Source organism: Amycolatopsis cynarae (assembly GCF_026802195.1).
GTDB classification, from domain to species: domain Bacteria; phylum Actinomycetota; class Actinomycetes; order Mycobacteriales; family Pseudonocardiaceae; genus Amycolatopsis_E; species Amycolatopsis_E rhizosphaerae.
The window spans coordinates 5,592,500-5,609,913 of record NZ_CP113836.1 but is presented as its reverse complement, the minus strand read 5'-3'; the positions used below and the strand labels follow the sequence as shown (position 1 = coordinate 5,609,913).

The following is a 17,414-nucleotide window of genomic DNA, read 5'->3' as shown; positions in this document are numbered from 1 at the left end:
GGCGATAACGGTAAATCATTCGCGCGGACCCCGGCCGCTCCGGCATTCTTTCCCGATGCCGACGTTCGACGAACTGCTCAGCGAGGGTGCCTCCGTGCCGGTCGAAGGCTGGGACTTCTCGTGGTTCTCGGGACGGGCCACCGAGGCCCGGCCATCCTGGGGTTACGCGCGGCTGATGGCCGAGCGGATGGCCTCGGCCACGGCTGCGCTGGACGTGCAGACCGGTGGCGGCGAGGTGCTCGCCACGGTGTCCCGGCCGCCCGCGCTGCTGGCGGCGACGGAGTCCTGGCCCCCCAACCTCGCGCTCGCCCGGGAGAAGCTGCGCCCGCTCGGCGCCTTCGTGGTCGGCGCGGCCGACGACACGCTGCCGTTCCGTTCCGGGACCTTCGACCTGGTGGTCAGCCGCCACCCGGTGATCGTCGCCTGGGACGAGATCGCGCGCGTGCTCGCCCCCGGCGGGACCTACCTGTCCCAGCAGGTCGGCGCCGGGAGCGTGCGCGAGCTCACCGACTACCTGATGGGGCCGCAACCGGTGAGCCAGGCCCGCAGCGCCTCGGTGGCGGTGGCGGCGGCGAGTGCGGCGGGGCTCACGGTGACCGGCCTGCGACAGGAGGCGCTGCGCATGGAGTTCCACGACATCGCCGCCGTGGTGCACTTCCTGCGGAAGGTGATCTGGATCGTGCCGGGCTTCGACGTGGAGACCTACCGCGCGCGGCTGGCCGACCTGCACGACCTGATCCGGGAGCACGGGTCCTTCGTCGCGCACTCCCAGCGCTTCCTGATCGAGGCGCGCCGCGGTTGAGCCCGCTCAGCGCCCGGCGTGGACCAGGCGCGAAAGGGAACTGGGGGACAGGCTGTCGGTCCGCCGCCACAGTCCGGGCACGATCGCTTCGCGCTGCCCGGCGTCGTCGAGCACCCGGAACCCGTACTCGGACAGCAGTGCCGCCATTTCCCCGGGGGCGAAGAAGGAAAGCCAGGGCTCACCCCGCTCGGCCGCGACCCCGCCCACGCCCCGCGCATAGGCGCGCCCGGTCTCGTCCCGCAGTGATTCGGGCACCAGGTAGTCGGCGACGAGCTGCGAACCGGGGGCGAAGGTGCCCAGTGCGGCCAGGGTCCGCCGGATCGAGCCGGGCGTGAGGTACACGGTGACGCCGAGCCAGGCGACGAACGCGGGACGTGCCGGATCGAACCCGGCCGCGCGCAGGCTCGCGGTGAGCGAACCGGCCTCGAAGTCGACGGGGGCGTAGGACACGGTGTCCGGCACCGGGGTGCCCGCCGCCGCCAGCCGGGCGCGTTTGCCCTCCTGGGTCGCGGGATGGTCGACCTCGAACACGTGCACCGGCAGGGGATTGCGGTAGGCGAAGGAATCGAGGCCGGCGCCGAGCAGTACGTACTGGGTCACGCCGGAGCGCACCGCCTCGGCGAGCCTGTCCTCGGTGTAGCGGCTGCGGATCACGACCTGGGCGCGGGCGGCCGCCAGGATCGGATGGGCGCCGTGCTCGCGGTGGTAGCGCAGGAACTCCTCCGCCTGGGCGCCGAGGAGCGGGGTGGCGAGCGGATCGGTGAAGATCCGCGGCTCGGCGTCCACGAGCGGATGGGCGGCGCGGGCGGCGGCCGCGGTCAGGGCCGTCTGGCTGATTTCGGAATGCACGCCGACACGTTATCCGGCATTTTGTGCATCATATCACAAAAAGAAAAATTCGGAAATCCCCAACCGATCACGCTTGGATCTCGACGGCCCCGGACTCTTCCCTCACAGCCGCGTTGACGAGCGTGGATCCCGGTCCCAGTCGGCATAGGAGGTCCAGGCCGCCAAGGTGCGGGTGCTTTCGAACCGCCGGTGCTTCCCGGTGACCGGGTCGGTGAACTCCAGCGTCTTCGCCAGAAGTTGCAGGGGGCGGCTGAAGTCGTGCAACGGGGTCTCCACCAGCGCCGGGTAGCAGCGGTCGCCCAGGATCGGGATGCCGAGCCGGTTCATGTGGACGCGAAGCTGGTGGGTGCGGCCGGTGAACGGCACCAGCCGGTACCGGCCGAGCCCGTCGCGATGCTCGGCCAGTTCGACCAGGGTCTCCGCGTTCGGCGGCCCGGGGACCTCCTGCGCGGTGATCACGCCCCGTTCCTTGACGATGCGGCTGGTCACGCGGCGCGGCAGGGGCAGCGCGGGGTCGTGGCGGGCGACGGCCTCGTACTCCTTGGTGACCTTCCGGTCGCGGAACAGGGTCTGGTACGCGCCCCGCAGTTCACGCCGGGCCACGAACATCAGCAGCCCCGCGGTCACCCGGTCCAGCCGGTGCGCCGGGGACAGCTCGGGCAGGCCGAGGTCGCGGCGCAGCCGGACGAGCGCGGTTTCCAGCACGTGCTGTCCGCGCGGGATGGTCGCCAGGAAGTGTGGTTTGTCCACCACGACCAGGTTTTCGTCCCGGTGCACGATGGCGATCTCGAACGGTACCGGGGTTTCGTCGGGCAGATCGCGGTGGAACCAGACGAACATGCCCGGCCGGAACGGCGTGTCCGCCGTCACCGGACCGTCCAGGCCGACGATGCGCCCCTCGGCGAGCATCGCGTCCAGCCGGGCGGGCGGCAGCTTGGGGATGCGTTCCACCAGGTGGTCCCGGACGGTCGCCCACGGCCCTTCGGCGGGCAGCTTCATCCGCGCCGGGTCCAGCCCGTTGCGGGGCGGCAGCGGGGCATCCGGCCTGCGTCTCACAGCCCGACTCTAGCGGTGACCAGCCCGGATGGGTGCCGGCGGCGGTAGTCTGGTGGTCGGTACCGATGGGCGCGACGCCCCCGCCGCCGCGCCATGATCCCCTCCCGGCGCGATAATCACGGGCTTGTCAGGGGGTTCGGATACCCTGTCCCACCGTGGGTCGCCGGTGCGGCACCACGACAGGCCCCTCGCCGAACCGCATGCCAGAACCTGGGAGAAACACCCTGTGACCGCTTCAGCTGAGCCCCTGTACGGGGCCGACGACCTCACCCACCTCGAGGGGCTGGAAGCCGTTCGGAAGCGACCCGGCATGTACATCGGGTCCACCGACAGCCGCGGGATCAACCACCTGTTCAGCGAGATCGTGGACAACTCGACCGACGAGGGTGTCGCCGGTCACGCCACCCGTGTCGTGGTGACGCTGCACGCCGACGGCAGCGTCCAGGTCGACGACGACGGCCGCGGCATCCCCACCGGCCGGCACGCCAAGTCCGGCCTGTCCGGGGTGGAACTGGTGCTGACCCGGCTGCACGCGGGCGGCAAGTTCGGCGGCTCGGGCTACAAGACCTCGGGCGGCCTGCACGGCGTCGGCGCCTCCGCGGTGAACGCGCTGTCCCACCGGTTCGACGTCACCGTCAAGCAGACGGGCAAGGTGCACGAGATGTCCTTCGCGCACGGTGTGCCCGGCGTGTTCGACGGTCCGGGCCCGAAGGCGAAGTTCTCGCCGCAGGCCGGGTTGCGCGTGACCGGCAGGATGAAGCGCGGCGAGCGCACCGGCACCTCGATCCGCTACTGGTACGACGCGCGGTACTTCGAGGCGGGCGCCAAACTGGACACCGAAGCGGTGCGCACGAAGCTGCGCAACACCGCGTTCCTGGTGCCGGGCGTCACCTACGTGCTGCGGGACGCCACCGAGGGCTCGATCGGCGAGGAGACCTTCCACTTCCCCAACGGGCTCAAGGACATGGTGGAGTACCTCAGCCCCGGCGGGGAGAAGCCGGTCTCCGGCACCCTGCTGATCACGGGCACGGGCACCTACAAGGAGAACGCCGCCGACGAGAACGGCGTGATGAGGTCCAATGTGGAGCGTCACGCCGAGGTCGAGGTGGCGCTGCGGTGGGGTACCGGCTACGAGCGCACGGTCGAGTGCTTCACCAACACCATTCGCAACCTGCACGGCGGCACGCACCGCCGCGGTTTCGACCGCGGCGCGACGAAGGCCCTGCAGGAGGCCATTTCCAAGACGCGGGGCCTGCTGAAGCCGAAGGAGGAACTGCCGACCTCCGAAGACGTGCTGGAGGGCATGACCGCGGTCATCCACGTGCGCATTCCGGAGCCGCAGTTCACCTCGCAGACCAAGGACGAGCTGTCCACCGCCGGGATCACGCGGGTGATCCAGGGCATCGTGGAGCGGCAGCTCAAGGCCTGGACCGAGGACCGCAAGACCAAGGCCGAGGCGAAGGTCGTGCTGCAGAAGGTGGTCGACGCGGCGCGCGTGCGGCTGACCCAGAAGCAGCAGAAGGACGCCGCCCGCCGCAAGACCGCACTCGAGGGCGCCTCGATGCCCCCGAAGCTGGTGGACTGCCGCACCACCGGCATCTCCCGCAGCGAACTGTTCCTCGTGGAGGGAGACAGCGCGCTCGGTTCGGCGCGGATGGCGCGCGTCTCGGAGTACCAGGCCCTGCTGCCGCTGCGCGGCAAGATCCTCAACGTGCAGAAGGCCAGCCTCGGCGACACGCTGAAGAACGCCGAGATCGCCTCGATCGTGCAGGTGCTCGGGGCGGGCACCGGGCGGACCTTCGACCTGTCGGCGATGCGCTACGGCCGGGTGATCCTGATGGCCGACGCCGACGTCGACGGTTCGCACATCCGGACCCTGCTGATCACCCTGTTCGCCCGCTACATGCGCCCGGTGATCGAGGACGGCAGGCTCTACGCGGCCATGCCGCCGCTGCACAAGATCACCACCAGGGGCCGCAACCCGGAGACCCATTTCACCTTCACCCAGCGGGAAATGGAGGCGAAGGTGGCCGAGCTGGAGCGCGCGGGCAAGCAGATCGTCACCCCGGTTCCCCGCTTCAAGGGCCTCGGCGAGATGGACGCCGACGAGCTGTGGGAGACCACCATGAACCCCGCGACCCGGTCCGTCCGGCGCATCACCTTCGATGACGCCGAGGCGGCCGAAGCCGCACTCGAACTGCTGATGGGCGAGAAGGTCGAACCCCGGCGCAACTGGCTGGTCGCCTCGGCCGCCCGGGTCGACCAGGCCGCGATCGACATCTGAAGCCGTCAGGAGAAGCAAGCACAATGGCACGCCGCAAAACCCCCACCACCCGGGTCGATCCGGCCGCCTTCGACCAGGCCGGTGCCCAGGTCTTCGAGAACCCGGTCAAGACCGAGATCGAGGACTCCTACCTCGAGTACGCCTATTCGGTCATCCACTCCCGGGCACTGCCCGACGCGCGGGACGGGCTCAAGCCGGTGCACCGCCGCATCCTGTTCGCCATGAACGAGGCCGGATACCGGCCCACGCACGCGTACGTGAAGTCCTCGCGCGTGGTCGGCGACGTGATGGGCCGCTACCACCCGCACGGCGACACCGCGATCTACGACGCGATGGTCCGCCTGGCGCAGGACTTCTCGATGAACGCGCCGCTCATCGACGGCCACGGCAACTTCGGCTCGCCCGACGACGGGCCCGCCGCCAGCCGGTACACCGAGGCGCGCATGTCGCCGGAGGCGATGCAGCTGGTGGGCGAGCTCGGCGAGGAGACCGTCGACTTCCGGCCCAACTACGACGGTTCGCTCATGGAGCCGTCGGTGCTGCCTGCCGCGTATCCGAACCTTCTGGTCAACGGTACTTCCGGGATCGCGGTCGGCATGGCGACCAACATGATCCCGCACAACATGGGCGAGGTCATCGGCGCCGCCCGCTGGCTGATCAACCACCCGAACGCCTCGCTGGACAAGCTGATGGAGTTCGTGCCGGGGCCGGATCTGCCCACCGGCGGGCTGCTGCTCGGGCTCGACGAGGTGCGCAAGGCCTACGAAACCGGCCGCGGGGTGGTCCGCATGCGGGCGAAGGTCGAGATCGGGCCGCTCGAAGGCAGCCGCGGCCGTCAGGCCATCACGGTGACCGAACTGCCCTACGGCGTCGGCCCGGAGAAGGTGATCGAGAAGATCACCGACGAGGTGAACAAGTCCAAGCGGCTCACCGGGATCGCCGACGTCAAGGACCTCACCGACCGCGAGAACGGCACACGGCTGGTGATCGAGTGCAAGGTCGGGGTGAACCCGCAGCCGCTGCTGGCCGATCTGTACCGGCTCACCCCGCTGGAGCAGTCGTTCGGGATCAACAACCTGGTCCTGGTCGACGGGCATCCGCGGACGCTCGGGCTCAAGGAACTGCTCGAGGTGTTCCTCGCGCACCGCTACGAGGTGGTGACCCGGCGCACCCGGTACCGCCGCCGCAAGCGCGAGGAGCGGCTCCACCTGGTGGAGGGTCTGCTGCTCGCCCTGCTGGACATCGACAAGGTGATCCGGCTGATCCGCAACAGCGAGAACGCGGCCGCGGCCAAGGACGGCCTGATGAAGCGGTTCAAGCTCTCCGAGATCCAGGCGAGCTACATTCTCGACACCCCGCTGCGGCGGCTGACCAGGTACGACAAGCTCGAACTGGAGGAGGAGCAGGACCGGCTGCGCGAGGAGATCGCGGAGCTGACGAAGATCCTCGAGGACGAGTCCGTGCTCAAGCGCGTAGTGTCCACCGAACTGGCCAAGATCGCCAAGGACTTCCGCAGCGAGCGCCGTACCGCGCTGATCGACGGCGACCTCAAGGAAGTGCTGGCCGCCTCGCAGCCGGCGGGTCCGCTGGAGGTCGCCGACGATCCGTGCCAGGTGGTCCTGTCCGCCACCGGCCTGGTGGCGCGCACCGCGGCCGAGTCGGAGGAGGCCCCCGAGGGGCGCCGCCGCCACGGCCGGGTCAAGCACGATGCCGTCGCCGCGGTCGTGTCCTCGACCGCCCGCGGGCAGGTGCTGCTGATCACCAGCCGCGGCCGCGCGTTCAAGACCGACGTGCTCCCGCTGCCCGTGCTGCCGGAGCAGGGCGGCACGGTGTCGCTGCGCGGCGGGATGGCCGCGCGGGAACTCCTGCCGCTGGAGAAGGGGGAGCGGGTCGTCGGGCTCGCGCCGCTCGGCGAGCACATCGCCGGTTCGCCGGGGCTGGCGCTGGGCACGAAGCACGGCGTGGTCAAGGTGTGCGCCCCGGAATGGCCGGTGCGGGCGGACGAGTTCGAGATCATCACGCTCAAGGACGGCGACGAACTGGTCGGGGCGAGCTGGCTGACCGACGGGCGCGAGACCCTCGCGTTCGTCGCCTCGGACGGGTCGCTGCTGCGGCTGTCGGTGTCGCTGGTGCGGCCTCAGGGGCTCAAGAGCGGCGGGATGGTGGGCATCAAGCTGGTTCCCGATGCACAGGTTGTGTTCTTCGGCGCGGTCCGCACGGACGATCCGGAGCGGGGCGAGCCGATGGTGGTCACCGCCACCGGCACCAGCGTGAAGGTCACCCCGTTCACCGAGTACCCGGCGAAGGGCCGCGCGACCGGCGGGGTGCGGGCGCACCGGTTCCTCAAGGGCGAGACCGCGCTGTCGGTGGCGTGGATCGGTCCACGGCCCGCGGGTGCCTCCCGCAACGGGGATCCGGTGGAGCTGCCGGAACCGGTGGCGCGCCGGGACGGCTCGGGTGCCGCGCACCCCGGGCCCGACGTGGTCGGCTATCTGATCGAGCGCCCCTGACCCACGGCCCGCCGGGGCCCCGTCGCCGGCGGGTCCTCCCCGGTTCCCCGGCCGCGCCCGACCGGAGGACTCGACGGGGGAGCGGAGCGGAGTTACCTTGGTCCCAAGGCGGGTGGTGGGACGGGTTCTGGCCCGGGGGTCGCATCACCGGTGGGTGCCACACGCACCGTAACCCCGGGTTTCCGAACGGGTAAGGCTGGGCAATCTCGGATCATGTCATCGACGGCGAGTGCGGAGGACAGGCTGCGCCGGATCGGTTTCGTCAGCAACCACGCGCTTGCCCATCTCGACACCGAGGACGTGCTCACCGAGTTGCTGGAACGGGTCCGGCGGGTGATGCACGCCGACACGGCGGTGGTGCTGCTGCTCGAACCGGGCGGGGGCGAGCTGTTCGCCGCGGCGGCGCGCGGCATGGATCCCGAGGTCCACCAGGGGGTGCGCGTCCCGCTCGGCAAGGGGTTCGCCGGCCGGATCGCCGCGGAGCGCCGGCCCGTGCTGCTCGAGCGGATCGACGAGACCACCGTGGTCAACCAGTTGCTGTGGGAGCGGGGCCTGCACACCCTGCTCGGGGTGCCGCTGCTGGTGGGCGGGTCGCTGATCGGCGTGCTGCACGTCGGGACGGTCCGGGACCACTCGTTCACCGAAGACGACATCCACCTGCTGCAACTCGCGGGCGACCGGGTGGCGTTGTCGATCCAGGCGCAACGGTCGCAGGCGGCGCGGGCCGCCGCCACCGAGTTGCAGCGGAGTCTGCTGCCCGCGAAGCTCCCGGCGCTGCCGACGCTGGACATCGCCGCGCGCTACGTTCCGGGCGGCCGTTCCAGCGTCGCCGGGGACTGGTACGACGTTTTCACTCTTCCGTCCGGCCGGGTCGGCATCGTGATGGGCGACGTGGTCGGCCACGACCTGCCCGCGGCGGTGGTGATGGGCCGGTTCCGCAGCGCGCTGCGCGCCTACGCCCTGGAGACGGACGACCCGGCGGAGGTGCTGACCCGGCTGGACCGCAAGGCGCTGCATTTCGAGCCGGGGATGATGGCGACGGTGCTCTACGCCACGCTCGACTCCGCCTTCGAACGGCTGCACCTGTCCTCGGCCGGGCATCTCGAACCGCTGCTGGCGGTGCCGGGGAAGGACCCGGAATTCGTGACGCTGCCGGTCGACCCGCCGATCGGCGCGGTGCACGAAGCACGCCGCCACAGCACGGTGGTCGAACTGCCCCAGGGCGCGGTGTGCTGCCTGTACACCGACGGTCTGGTGGAACGCCGGTACCGTCCGCTCGATACCGGTCTGGACCTGTTGCGCGAGGCGGTTTCCGTCCAGACCGCGGACCGGGTGTGCGCGCAGGTGATGCGGCGGCTGATCGGGGACGAGGTGCCGGACGACGACGTCGCGTTGCTCACCCTCCGGCGCCAGACCGTCGAGGAGGTCGGTCCGCTGGAGGTGGCGGTGCCCGCGGTTCCCGAGGCGTTGAAGGAGATCCGGGCGACGATGCGCCGGTGGCTGTCCGCGGTGGCCGCGGACCCCGAGGCCGCGGGGGATCTGCTGCTCGCGGTCGGCGAGGCCTGCACGAACGTGGTGGAGCACGCGTACGGTCCCGCCGGGGGCATGGTGACGGTGCTGCTGGAACGGCGGCAGGGCGACGCGGTGGTGACCGTCCGGGACACGGGCCGGTGGCGCCGGCCGCGAGGGATCAACCGGGGCAGGGGGCTGTTGCTGATGCAGAAATGTGCCGACGACGTCCACGTCGAGCATGGTGAGGACGGCACGCGGGTGGTCATCCGCCGCGCCCTTGGCCAAGAGCGTGGATCGTGACCGAGGCCTGGGTCGAGACGCGGGTGCTGGACGGCAGGGTGTGCATCGAGCTGTCCGGCGAGATCGACCTGGACAACGCCGCCGCCGTTCAGGAGGAGATCAACGCGGCGGTGGGCAACGAGGTGGCCGCCGTGGTGGTGGACCTGACCCGGTTGTCCTATCTGGACAGTGCGGGGCTGCGGGTGCTGTTCCAGCTCGGGGAACGGATGCGGGTGCTGCAGATGGAGCTGGAGCTGGTGGTGCCGTCGCGGTCGCCGGTCCGCCGCGTCATCGAGCTTTCCGGGCTGTCCCCGGTGGCCCGCATGCTGTTCGACGACCCATCCTGACGTTCTTTCCCGCCGGAGAGGCTGGGGCTCGCCGTGAAGGGACCCTTCACAGCCCTTCAGTGGGAGTCGCGGGGGACGGCGTGCCCGCGGCGCCCGCGCAGGAAGTCGAAGTCCGCGCCCTGGTCGGCCTGGAGCACGTGCTCGCCGTAGAGCCAGGTGTATCCGCTGTCGGAAGGGGGCCGCGGCGGCCGCCAGGCGGCGCGGCGCCGGTTTAGTTCGGCGTCCCCGACTTCCAGGGTGAGCGTGCGGGCCGGGACGTCGAGCGTGATCTCGTCCCCGGTGCGCACCAGGGCGAGCGGGCCGCCGAGCGCCGATTCCGGGGTGACGTGCAGGACGACCGTGCCGTATCCGGTGCCGCTCATCCGGCCGTCGCAGATGCGCACCATGTCGGTCACCCCGGCCTTGAGCAGCTTCGACGGCAGCGGCACGTTCGCCACCTCGGGCATGCCCGGGTACCCCTTCGGGCCCGAGCCCCGGATGACCAGGATCGTGTTCGCGTCCACGTCGAGCTCCGGATCGTCGCACACGGCGTGGTAGTCCTCGGCCGAGTCGAAGACCAGTGCGCGGCCCCGGTGGGTGAGCAGATGCGGTGAGGCCGCCGACTGCTTGACCACCGCCCCGCCGGGGCAGAGATTTCCGCGCAGCACCGCGGTTCCGGTACCGGCGGGCTGGAACGGGTCGTCGAGCGGGGTGATCACCTCGGGATTCCAGCAGGCCGCCGTCGCGACGTTGTCGGCGACGCTCTTGCCCGTGACCGTCACGCTCGCCCCGTGCAGCAGACCCGCCTCCACGAGCTGCTTCATCACCACCGGAAGCCCGCCCGCGTAACAGAAATCCTCCATCAGGAACCGGCCGGAGGGCAGCAGGTCGACCAGCGTCGGCACGGGCCGGGCCAGTGCGTCGAAATCGTCCAGCGCGAGTGCGGTCCCGGTCCGGCCCGCGAGCGCGAGCAGGTGGATGATCGCGTTGGTCGAGCCGCCGATGGCCGCGTTGACCCGGATCGCGTTCTCGAACGCTTCGCGGGTGAGGATCCGCGACGGGCGCAGGTCTTCGTCCACCATCGCCACGATGCGGCGGCCCGCCTCCTGCGCGGTTTCGAAGCGGCGCGCGTCCACCGCGGGCCAGGTGGCCGAACCGGGCAGCTGCATGCCGAGCGCCTCGGCCAGGCAGGCCATGGTGGAGGCGGTGCCCATGGTCATGCAGTGCCCGTTGGACCGGGCCATGCATCCTTCGGCGAAGAAGCATTCCTCCTGGGTCATCCGCCCGGCCTTGAGTTCTTCTTCGAAGCGCCACACGTGGGTTCCGGAGCCGACGTCGGTGCCCCGGTACTTGCCGTTGAGCATGGGGCCGCCGGTGACCATGATCGACGGCAGGTCCACGCTGGCGGCCGCCATCAGCATCGCGGGCGTGGTCTTGTCGCAGCCGGAGAGCAGGACCACGCCGTCGAGCGGGTTGGCGCGGATCAGTTCCTCGACCTCCATGGCCATGAGGTTGCGGTAGAGCATGGCGGTGGGCCGCATGAGCGTCTCGCCGGTGGCCATGGTGGGGAACTCCAGTGGGAATCCTCCGGCCTGCCACACGCCCCGTTTGACCGCCTCGGCCACCCGGTGCAGGTGGGCGTTGCACGGCGCGAGTTCCGAAGCGCTGGTGGCGATGCCGATCACCGGCCTGCCGTCGAAGACCTCGGCACCGAAACCCTGGTTCCGCATCCACGACCGGTAGATCATGCCTGGCCGTCCGGTGGCCGAAAACCAGGCCGCACTGCGCCGCTCGCCCGTCACGATGACTCCCTCCGCTCCGAGGATCCCGCGAGGAAACGTTAAATCATTAGATGATTAGGTGTCCAGCGTCGATTAGTTGTAGGCTTATAATCGTTAGATGCCTACAACGAATCGGAGGGATCCGTGCCGGAACCGACCCCGCGGCGCAAGCTGCTGGTCCTGGCCATCTGCTGCCTGAGCCTGTTCCTCGTCTCGATGGACAGCACGATCGTCAACCTCGCGCTGCCGTCGATCCAGCGCACCTTCGGTGCCGGGGTCTCCAGCCTGCAATGGACGATCGACGCCTACACCGTGGTGATGGCCGCGCTGCTGATGCTGTCCGGCTCCACCGGCGACCGGGTGGGACGGCGCCGGACCTTCCAGACCGGGCTCGCGCTGTTCACCCTCGGGTCCCTGCTGTGCAGCCTCGCCCCCGGCATCGCGCCGCTGATCGCATTCCGGATGCTGCAGGCCGTGGGCGGTTCGATGCTCAATCCGGTGGCCATGTCCATCGTCACCAACACCTTCACCGAGCCGAGGGAACGCGCCCGCGCGATCGGGGTCTGGGGCGCGGTGTTCGGGGTCAGCATGGCGCTCGGCCCGGTGACCGGCGGCGCGCTGGTGGGCGCCGTCGGCTGGCGGTCCATCTTCTGGATCAACGTGCCGATCGGCATCGCCGCGTTCACGCTGGCCGCGCTGTTCGTGCCCGAGTCGAAGGCACCGCGGGCGCGGCGCGTCGACCCGGTGGGGCAGGCGCTGGTCATCGTGATCCTGGGCAGCCTCACCTACGCGATCATCGAAGCGCCGCACGCGGGCTGGCTGTCCGCGCGGACCCTGGGCGTCTTCGCGATCACCGTGCTCGCGCTGGCCGTCCTGGTGCCGTACGAGAAGCGGCGGGCCGAACCGCTCATCGACCCGCGGTTCTTCGCGAGTGCCCCGTTTTCCGGGGCCACCGTCATAGCGGTGTGCGCCTTCGCCTCGATGGGCGGCTTCCTGTTCCTGAACGCGATCTACCTGCAGAACGTGCGCGGTCTCACGCCACTGCACGCCGGACTGCTGACCCTGCCGACCGCGGCGATGATCCTCGCCCTGGCGCCGGTTTCGGGCCGGATCGTCGCCCGGCGCGGGGCACGGCGCCCGCTGGTCCTCGGCGCCACCGCGCTCATCGTGGCGGGCCTGCTGCTCACCCGCGTGACCGCCACCGCGCCCCTGCCCCTGCTGATCGCCGCCTACCTGGTGTTCGGCATCGGTTTCGGCCTGCTCAACCCGCCCATCACGAACACGGCGGTGTCCGGGATGCCGCGGGCACAGGCCGGGGTGGCCGCGGCCGTCGCCTCGACCAGCCGGATGGTCGGCTCCACACTGGGGGTGGCGGTCCTCGGCGCCGTGGTCACCTCGCACATCACCGGCCCGCTGGCCACCGGGTTCGCCCCGGCGAGCCACTACGCGTGGTGGATCATGGTGGGATGCGGGGTGACGGCGGTGATCCTCGGCTTCGCGACGACGGGGACCTGGGCGCGCCGCACCGCGGAGCGGTTCGTGGAAACGGAAGAACGGGTGGTGAGCGCACGATGAGCGAGGCCGGTGACACCACTGGAGTCTCGGCGCGGGTCTGGGAGCGGATGCGCGAGCTGGTGCTGGAGCACCACGACACCCGCAAGCAGGTCGTGGACACCCTCGGCATGAGCTTCGTCAAGACCAAGGCCCTGCGGCGGGTCGCGGCCCGGCCGATGACGCTGCGCGAGCTGGCGGCCGAACTGCTCACCGACCGGCCGTACGCGACGGTGCTGGTGGACGATCTGGAACGGCGCGGCCTCGTCGAGCGCACGGTGCACCCGGACGACCGGCGGTGCAAGCTCGTCACGGTCACCGAAGCGGGCCGCGAGGTCGCCGCGACCGCGAACCGGATCCTGTCCACCCCGCCCGAATCGCTGCGCTCACTGCCCGCCGAGGACCTCGCCGCGCTGGACCGCATCCTGTCCGGGCTCAGGGATTCCGCGACCGCGTGAACTCCCGCCGGTTGGTCCATGGCATCTCCCCATCGGGTCTGGTGAAGTGGAGGGATGACGACGGTGGACGAACCGGCGGCCCTGTCCCCCGCGGAGGCCCGTGCGCTCTTCCGCGGCGGTACGGTCGCGCCCACGGCGGGGTGGGCCGACGGGTACACGCAGGCGAACCTCGTCGCGGTACCGCGTGACTGGGCCTACGACCTGCTGGTGTTCTGCCAGCGCAACCCGAAACCGTGCCCGGTGCTCGACGTCACCGACCCGGGGCGGACCACCACCGTGCTCGCGCCCGGTGCAGACCTGCGCACCGACCTCCCTGGATACCGCGTGTGGCGGGACGGCGAGCTCGTCGAGGAGACCACCGACGCGACACCGTGGTGGCGTGAGGATCTGGTCGCCTTCCTCATCGGCTGCAGTTTCACCTTCGAGGCGGAACTGGCGAAGGCGGGCATCCCGCTGCGGCACGTCGAGCAGGGCCGCAACGTGCCGATGTACGTCACCAACCGGGCGTGCCGCCCCGCCGGGCGGCTGCACGGCCCCATGGTCGTGTCGATGCGTCCGGTCCCGGAAAACCTGGTGGGGCAGGCGGCCGGGATCAGCGGCCGGATGCCCGCCGTGCACGGCGCGCCGGTGCACGCCGGGGACCCCGCGGAGCTGGGCATCGGCGACCTGGCGATTCCGGACTTCGGCGATCCGGTGGTGGCCGGGCCCGGCGACGTCCCCGTGTTCTGGGCCTGCGGGGTCACCCCTCAGGCCGCGCTGATGGCCTCCCGGCCGCCGTTCGCCGTCACCCACGCCCCTGGCCACATGTTCGTCACCGACGTTCGCCACACGGAGTACCGCATCGACTGATCATCAGGAGGCGGCGAAGGAGCGGCGGTAGTCGTGGGGTGAGACACCGACGAGGCGGTGGAAGTGGTGCCGCAGCAGGGCCGCGGTGCCGAAACCGCACTCGCGCGCGATCTCCTCGATGCCGAGCCTGGTGTCCTCGAGCAGGCTCCGCGCGTGCAGGACCCGCTGGGTCGAAAGCCATTTGTGCGGGGTGGTGCCCGTTTCGGCGACGAACCGTCGCGCGAAGGTCCGCTCGGACAGGGCGGCGCGGCGGGCGAGGCCGGCGACGGTGTGCTCTTCCGCGAGGTGGTCCAGCATCCAGGCGAGCACGGGTTGCAGGCTGTCCCCGGAGCATTCGGGCACCGGCAGTTCGACGAACTGGCGCTGCCCGCCGTCGCGCTGCGGCGGGACGACCATGCGCCGCGCGATCAGGGTGGCCACGGAGGAACCGAGTTCCCGCCGCACGAGGTGCAGGCAGGCGTCGATCCCGGCGGCGGTCCCGGCACTGGTGATGATGTCGCCCTCGTCGACGAACAGCACGTCGGGGTCGGCCTTCGCCTCGGGGAAGCGCCGCTGGAATTCCGCGATGTGGTGCCAGTGCGTGGTGCAGCGCCTGCCGTCGAGCAGTCCGGACGCCCCGAGCAGGAAGGCGCCGCTGCACACGGACAGCACCGTCGCGCCCCGCGCGTGGGCGGCCCGGATCGCTTCGAGTACGGCGGGTGGGTACTCCTCGCGCAGGAGCGCCGCGGGCAGCGCGACGAGATCGGCGCCTTCGAGCCCCTCAAGCCCGTGGGACGGCGTGACGAGCACGCCGGGGATCGAGGTGCGCAGCGGTTTGCCCGCCTGCTCGCCGCAGACGCGGAAGTCGAAGACGGGCACCCCGTCGTCGGACCGGTCGATGCCGAACACCTCGCAGACCACGCCGAATTCGAACGGGGCGAGCTGATCGATGAGCAGGGCGGCGACCGTCTTCAGCATGGCAGGATTTTAGCGAAGTCGGTCAGATCTGCCACTTTTGGCAGGAAGTAGACGCACGCAAAATTGATGCCATGACGAACCTGATGCTCTTCCTGATCCTGCTGGGACTTCTCGCCTACGGCCTGGAGCGGAACCACCGCCGGGTGCGGCCACCACTGGTGAGCGGCAGCTCCGCCCCCGAAGACCGGGACGAGATCCGGGTGCGGTCGGAGCTCCACCACGGCCACTGATCATTTCCCTGCGATGACGGCGAAGTAAGCGCCTTCTCGGTCCTTGACCTCGAGTGCGGTGGAGGTCGAAGAATCGCGCCATGCGACGACCCGACGGCGACCTGCTGTCCCGCCTTGACCGTGAGCAGAACGTGTGGCTGTGCACCCTCCGCGCGGACGGCTCGCCCCATCTCACCCCCGTCTGGTTCGTGTACCGGCCGGACAGCCTGTGGTTCTGCGTGGGGGAGCGGACCGTGAAAGTCCGCAACCTCGCCCGCGACCCTCGCGTTTCCCTGGCACTGGAGGACGGACTCGCCCCGGCGGTCGCGGAGGGCTCCGCGCGGCGGCACACCGGGGACTCCCCGGAGGAGATCGTGGCCGCGTTTCTCGGGAAATACGACTGGGACATCCGGAAACCGCTCGAAATCGGCGGTTTCGGCGTGTTGTACGAGGTGCCCGTAACCCGCTGGCTCCTGGCCGGAGCCGCCTAGAGCCTGTATCGCAGCCGCGCGGGTTCCACCCGTCAGGACACCGGACTCTTGCCGTGAGGGGTCCCCTCACAGCAAATACGACCGTGAGGGGAGACCCCTCACGGCACACGCCGGGCCCGCCGCCGGTATCTAGAATCGCCGGTGTGGCGGAGGATGACGGGCTGATCGCGGGACGCTACCGCCGGGTGTCCGAGATCGGGCGCGGTTCGATGGGGGTGGTCTGGCAGGCCGACGACGAGCGGCTGGACCGGATGGTCGCGGTCAAACAGCTGGTGCTCGGGGCCACCGCCGACGAGGAACGGGCGGTTCGCCGCGCCATCCGGGAGGGCCGGATCGCCGCGCGCCTGCGCCATCCCCACGCCATCAGCGTGCACGACGTGGTCGAGCACGACGGGAAACCCTGCCTGGTCATGGAGTACTTCCCGTCGCGCAGCCTCGGCGCCCGGGTTGCCGAGGGCCCGCTGCCGCCGGGCGAGGCGGCCGCGATCGGGGCGCAGGCGGCGGCCGCGCTCGCGGCGGCGCACGCCGAGGGCATCGTGCACCGGGACGTGACCCCGGCCAACGTGCTGATCGGCGAGGACGGCACGGCGAAGATCGCCGACTTCGGGATTTCCCGCGCCTACGGGGAAAACACCGTCACCGACGGCGGCGTTCTCGCCGGCACTCCCGCTTATCTCGCGCCCGAGGTGGCCGCCGGGAAGGAGGCGAGTCCCGCCTCCGACGTCTTTTCCCTTGGCGCCACCCTGTATGCCGCCGTGGAGGGCAAGCCGCCGTTCGGCGACGAGGAAAACCCTTACGCGCTCCTGCGGCGCGTGGCCTCGGGTGACATCATCCCGCCACAGCGAAGCGGTCCGCTGGCCGAGGTGCTGGCGTGGATGCTGCGGCGCGACCCGGCCCAGCGGCCGTCCATGGAGGAGGCCCGGCGAGCGCTGGCGGCGGTGGCCGAAGGACGGCCCCCGCGCAATCCGACGCTGCTGCTGCCGATGCGGCGGGGCCCCTCACGGCGGACGGTCCTGGTGGGCGCTGCGGCGGTGAGCCTGGTCGCGGTGGGAGCGTTGCTGGGCGGCCTGCTCGCCGGAGGCGGCGACGGCGGTGGTGCCCCCGCCACCCCGGTCGCACAGCCGCCCGCGTCGAGCCTGCCCACCACCTCGGCCACTCCCGCTCCCGGCTGCGTGGCCGACTACCAGGTGACGAACTCCTGGCCCAACGGCTACCAGGTGCAGGTGACCGTGCGCAACGACGGCGGCCGCGACCTCACCGGCTGGGTGGTGAGCTGGGACCTGCCCTCCGGGGAGACGATCGGAAACCTGTGGAACGGCAGGCTTTCCCAGCGCGGTTCGTCGGTTTCGGTGGAGAACGCGGGCTACAACGCCGTCGTGCCGGTGAACGGGTCGACGACCTTCGGCTTTCTCGGCAGCACGTCCGGTGGCAGGCCGGAAACGCTCACCGCGCACTGCGCCCCGGCCCTCTGACACCGGTCCCGGCGAAGTCGCCGAGGTT

15 protein-coding genes are annotated in these 17,414 nt (G+C 70.8%); 11 read left to right on the top strand and 4 right to left on the bottom strand.

The annotated features are described in order from the left end of the window. The first annotated feature begins 55 nt into the window (after positions 1 to 55). Positions 56 to 802, top strand: coding sequence for a class I SAM-dependent methyltransferase (locus tag ORV05_RS26875; RefSeq protein WP_268754781.1), 747 nt, complete (start codon positions 56 to 58; stop codon positions 800 to 802). 6 nt (positions 803 to 808) lie between these two features. On the opposite strand, the gene ORV05_RS26870 is transcribed toward ORV05_RS26875, so the two are convergent. Beyond that, positions 809 to 1,651, bottom strand: a complete 843-nt coding sequence (locus ORV05_RS26870; protein ID WP_268754780.1) for a class I SAM-dependent methyltransferase — start codon at positions 1,649 to 1,651, stop codon at positions 809 to 811. Positions 1,652 to 1,753: 102 nt separating this feature from the next. Then, positions 1,754 to 2,707 (bottom strand): RluA family pseudouridine synthase, encoded by a 954-nt coding sequence (locus tag ORV05_RS26865; protein WP_268754779.1) that lies wholly within the window; start codon positions 2,705 to 2,707, stop codon positions 1,754 to 1,756. A 226-nt stretch (positions 2,708 to 2,933) separates the two neighbouring features. On the opposite strand from ORV05_RS26865, the gene ORV05_RS26860 reads away from it, so the two are divergent. From ORV05_RS26860 to ORV05_RS26845, 4 genes are all read left to right on the top strand, one after another. Then, complete coding sequence (locus tag ORV05_RS26860) at positions 2,934 to 4,991, top strand: DNA gyrase/topoisomerase IV subunit B (protein WP_268754778.1); 2,058 nt, start codon at positions 2,934 to 2,936, stop codon at positions 4,989 to 4,991. Between the two features lie 23 nt (positions 4,992 to 5,014). After that, on the top strand, positions 5,015 to 7,501 hold the full coding sequence (locus ORV05_RS26855) for a DNA gyrase/topoisomerase IV subunit A (protein WP_268754777.1): 2,487 nt from the start codon (positions 5,015 to 5,017) through the stop codon (positions 7,499 to 7,501). Between the two features lie 213 nt (positions 7,502 to 7,714). Continuing rightward, a complete protein-coding gene (locus tag ORV05_RS26850) occupies positions 7,715 to 9,313 on the top strand; it encodes an ATP-binding SpoIIE family protein phosphatase (protein WP_268754776.1) in 1,599 nt (532 codons plus the stop codon). Beyond that, entirely contained in the window at positions 9,310 to 9,639 is a 330-nt protein-coding gene (locus ORV05_RS26845) for an STAS domain-containing protein (protein WP_268754775.1), read from the top strand. Before ORV05_RS26850 ends, ORV05_RS26845 begins: the two co-directional genes overlap by 4 nt. A gap of 56 nt (positions 9,640 to 9,695) precedes the next feature. On the opposite strand, the gene ORV05_RS26840 is transcribed toward ORV05_RS26845, so the two are convergent. Then, the gene (locus ORV05_RS26840; RefSeq protein ID WP_268759912.1) at positions 9,696 to 11,366 is read right to left on the bottom strand and encodes an IlvD/Edd family dehydratase; all 1,671 of its coding nucleotides are present in this window, start codon (positions 11,364 to 11,366) and stop codon (positions 9,696 to 9,698) included. A 177-nt stretch (positions 11,367 to 11,543) separates the two neighbouring features. Between ORV05_RS26840 and ORV05_RS26835 the strand changes: the two genes are divergently transcribed. From ORV05_RS26835 to ORV05_RS26820, 3 genes are all read left to right on the top strand, one after another. Continuing rightward, positions 11,544 to 12,974, top strand: a complete 1,431-nt coding sequence (locus tag ORV05_RS26835; RefSeq protein WP_268754773.1) for an MFS transporter — start codon at positions 11,544 to 11,546, stop codon at positions 12,972 to 12,974. Continuing rightward, the gene (locus ORV05_RS36385; protein ID WP_326938089.1) at positions 12,971 to 13,408 is read left to right on the top strand and encodes a MarR family winged helix-turn-helix transcriptional regulator; all 438 of its coding nucleotides are present in this window, start codon (positions 12,971 to 12,973) and stop codon (positions 13,406 to 13,408) included. Before ORV05_RS26835 ends, ORV05_RS36385 begins: the two co-directional genes overlap by 4 nt. An 81-nt stretch (positions 13,409 to 13,489) precedes the next feature. Beyond that, the gene (locus ORV05_RS26820) at positions 13,490 to 14,257 is read left to right on the top strand and encodes a putative hydro-lyase (protein ID WP_268759911.1); all 768 of its coding nucleotides are present in this window, start codon (positions 13,490 to 13,492) and stop codon (positions 14,255 to 14,257) included. Between the two features lie 3 nt (positions 14,258 to 14,260). On the opposite strand, the gene ORV05_RS26815 is transcribed toward ORV05_RS26820, so the two are convergent. Further along, positions 14,261 to 15,214 carry a helix-turn-helix domain-containing protein gene (locus tag ORV05_RS26815; RefSeq protein WP_268754772.1) on the bottom strand — a complete coding sequence of 318 codons (954 nt, stop codon included), beginning with the start codon at positions 15,212 to 15,214 and terminating at the stop codon, positions 14,261 to 14,263. A 71-nt stretch (positions 15,215 to 15,285) separates the two neighbouring features. Here ORV05_RS26815 and ORV05_RS26810 point away from each other — a divergent pair, with 71 nt between their 5' ends. The 3 genes from ORV05_RS26810 to ORV05_RS26800 all read left to right on the top strand — a co-directional run bounded on the left by ORV05_RS26810 (position 15,286) and on the right by ORV05_RS26800 (position 17,386). Continuing rightward, complete coding sequence (locus tag ORV05_RS26810; RefSeq protein WP_268754771.1) at positions 15,286 to 15,444, top strand: hypothetical protein; 159 nt, start codon at positions 15,286 to 15,288, stop codon at positions 15,442 to 15,444. An 80-nt stretch (positions 15,445 to 15,524) separates the two neighbouring features. Next, positions 15,525 to 15,914, top strand: a complete 390-nt coding sequence (locus ORV05_RS26805; RefSeq protein ID WP_268754770.1) for a pyridoxamine 5'-phosphate oxidase family protein — start codon at positions 15,525 to 15,527, stop codon at positions 15,912 to 15,914. 143 nt (positions 15,915 to 16,057) lie between these two features. Then, a complete protein-coding gene (locus ORV05_RS26800; protein ID WP_268754769.1) occupies positions 16,058 to 17,386 on the top strand; it encodes a protein kinase domain-containing protein in 1,329 nt (442 codons plus the stop codon). Positions 17,387 to 17,414 lie beyond the last annotated feature (28 nt).

Coding starts and splice junctions, on each gene's coding strand:
- ORV05_RS26815 (WP_268754772.1), bottom strand. CDS start 15,214: ATGCTGAAGACGGTCGCCGCCCTGCTCATCGATCAGCTCGCCCCGTTC.
- ORV05_RS26855 (WP_268754777.1), top strand. CDS start 5,015: ATGGCACGCCGCAAAACCCCCACCACCCGGGTCGATCCGGCCGCCTTC.
- ORV05_RS26805 (WP_268754770.1), top strand. CDS start 15,525: ATGCGACGACCCGACGGCGACCTGCTGTCCCGCCTTGACCGTGAGCAG.
- ORV05_RS26875 (WP_268754781.1), top strand. CDS start 56: ATGCCGACGTTCGACGAACTGCTCAGCGAGGGTGCCTCCGTGCCGGTC.
- ORV05_RS26850 (WP_268754776.1), top strand. CDS start 7,715: ATGTCATCGACGGCGAGTGCGGAGGACAGGCTGCGCCGGATCGGTTTC.
- ORV05_RS26840 (WP_268759912.1), bottom strand. CDS start 11,366: ATGATCTACCGGTCGTGGATGCGGAACCAGGGTTTCGGTGCCGAGGTC.
- ORV05_RS26810 (WP_268754771.1), top strand. CDS start 15,286: ATGACGAACCTGATGCTCTTCCTGATCCTGCTGGGACTTCTCGCCTAC.
- ORV05_RS36385 (WP_326938089.1), top strand. CDS start 12,971: ATGAGCGAGGCCGGTGACACCACTGGAGTCTCGGCGCGGGTCTGGGAG.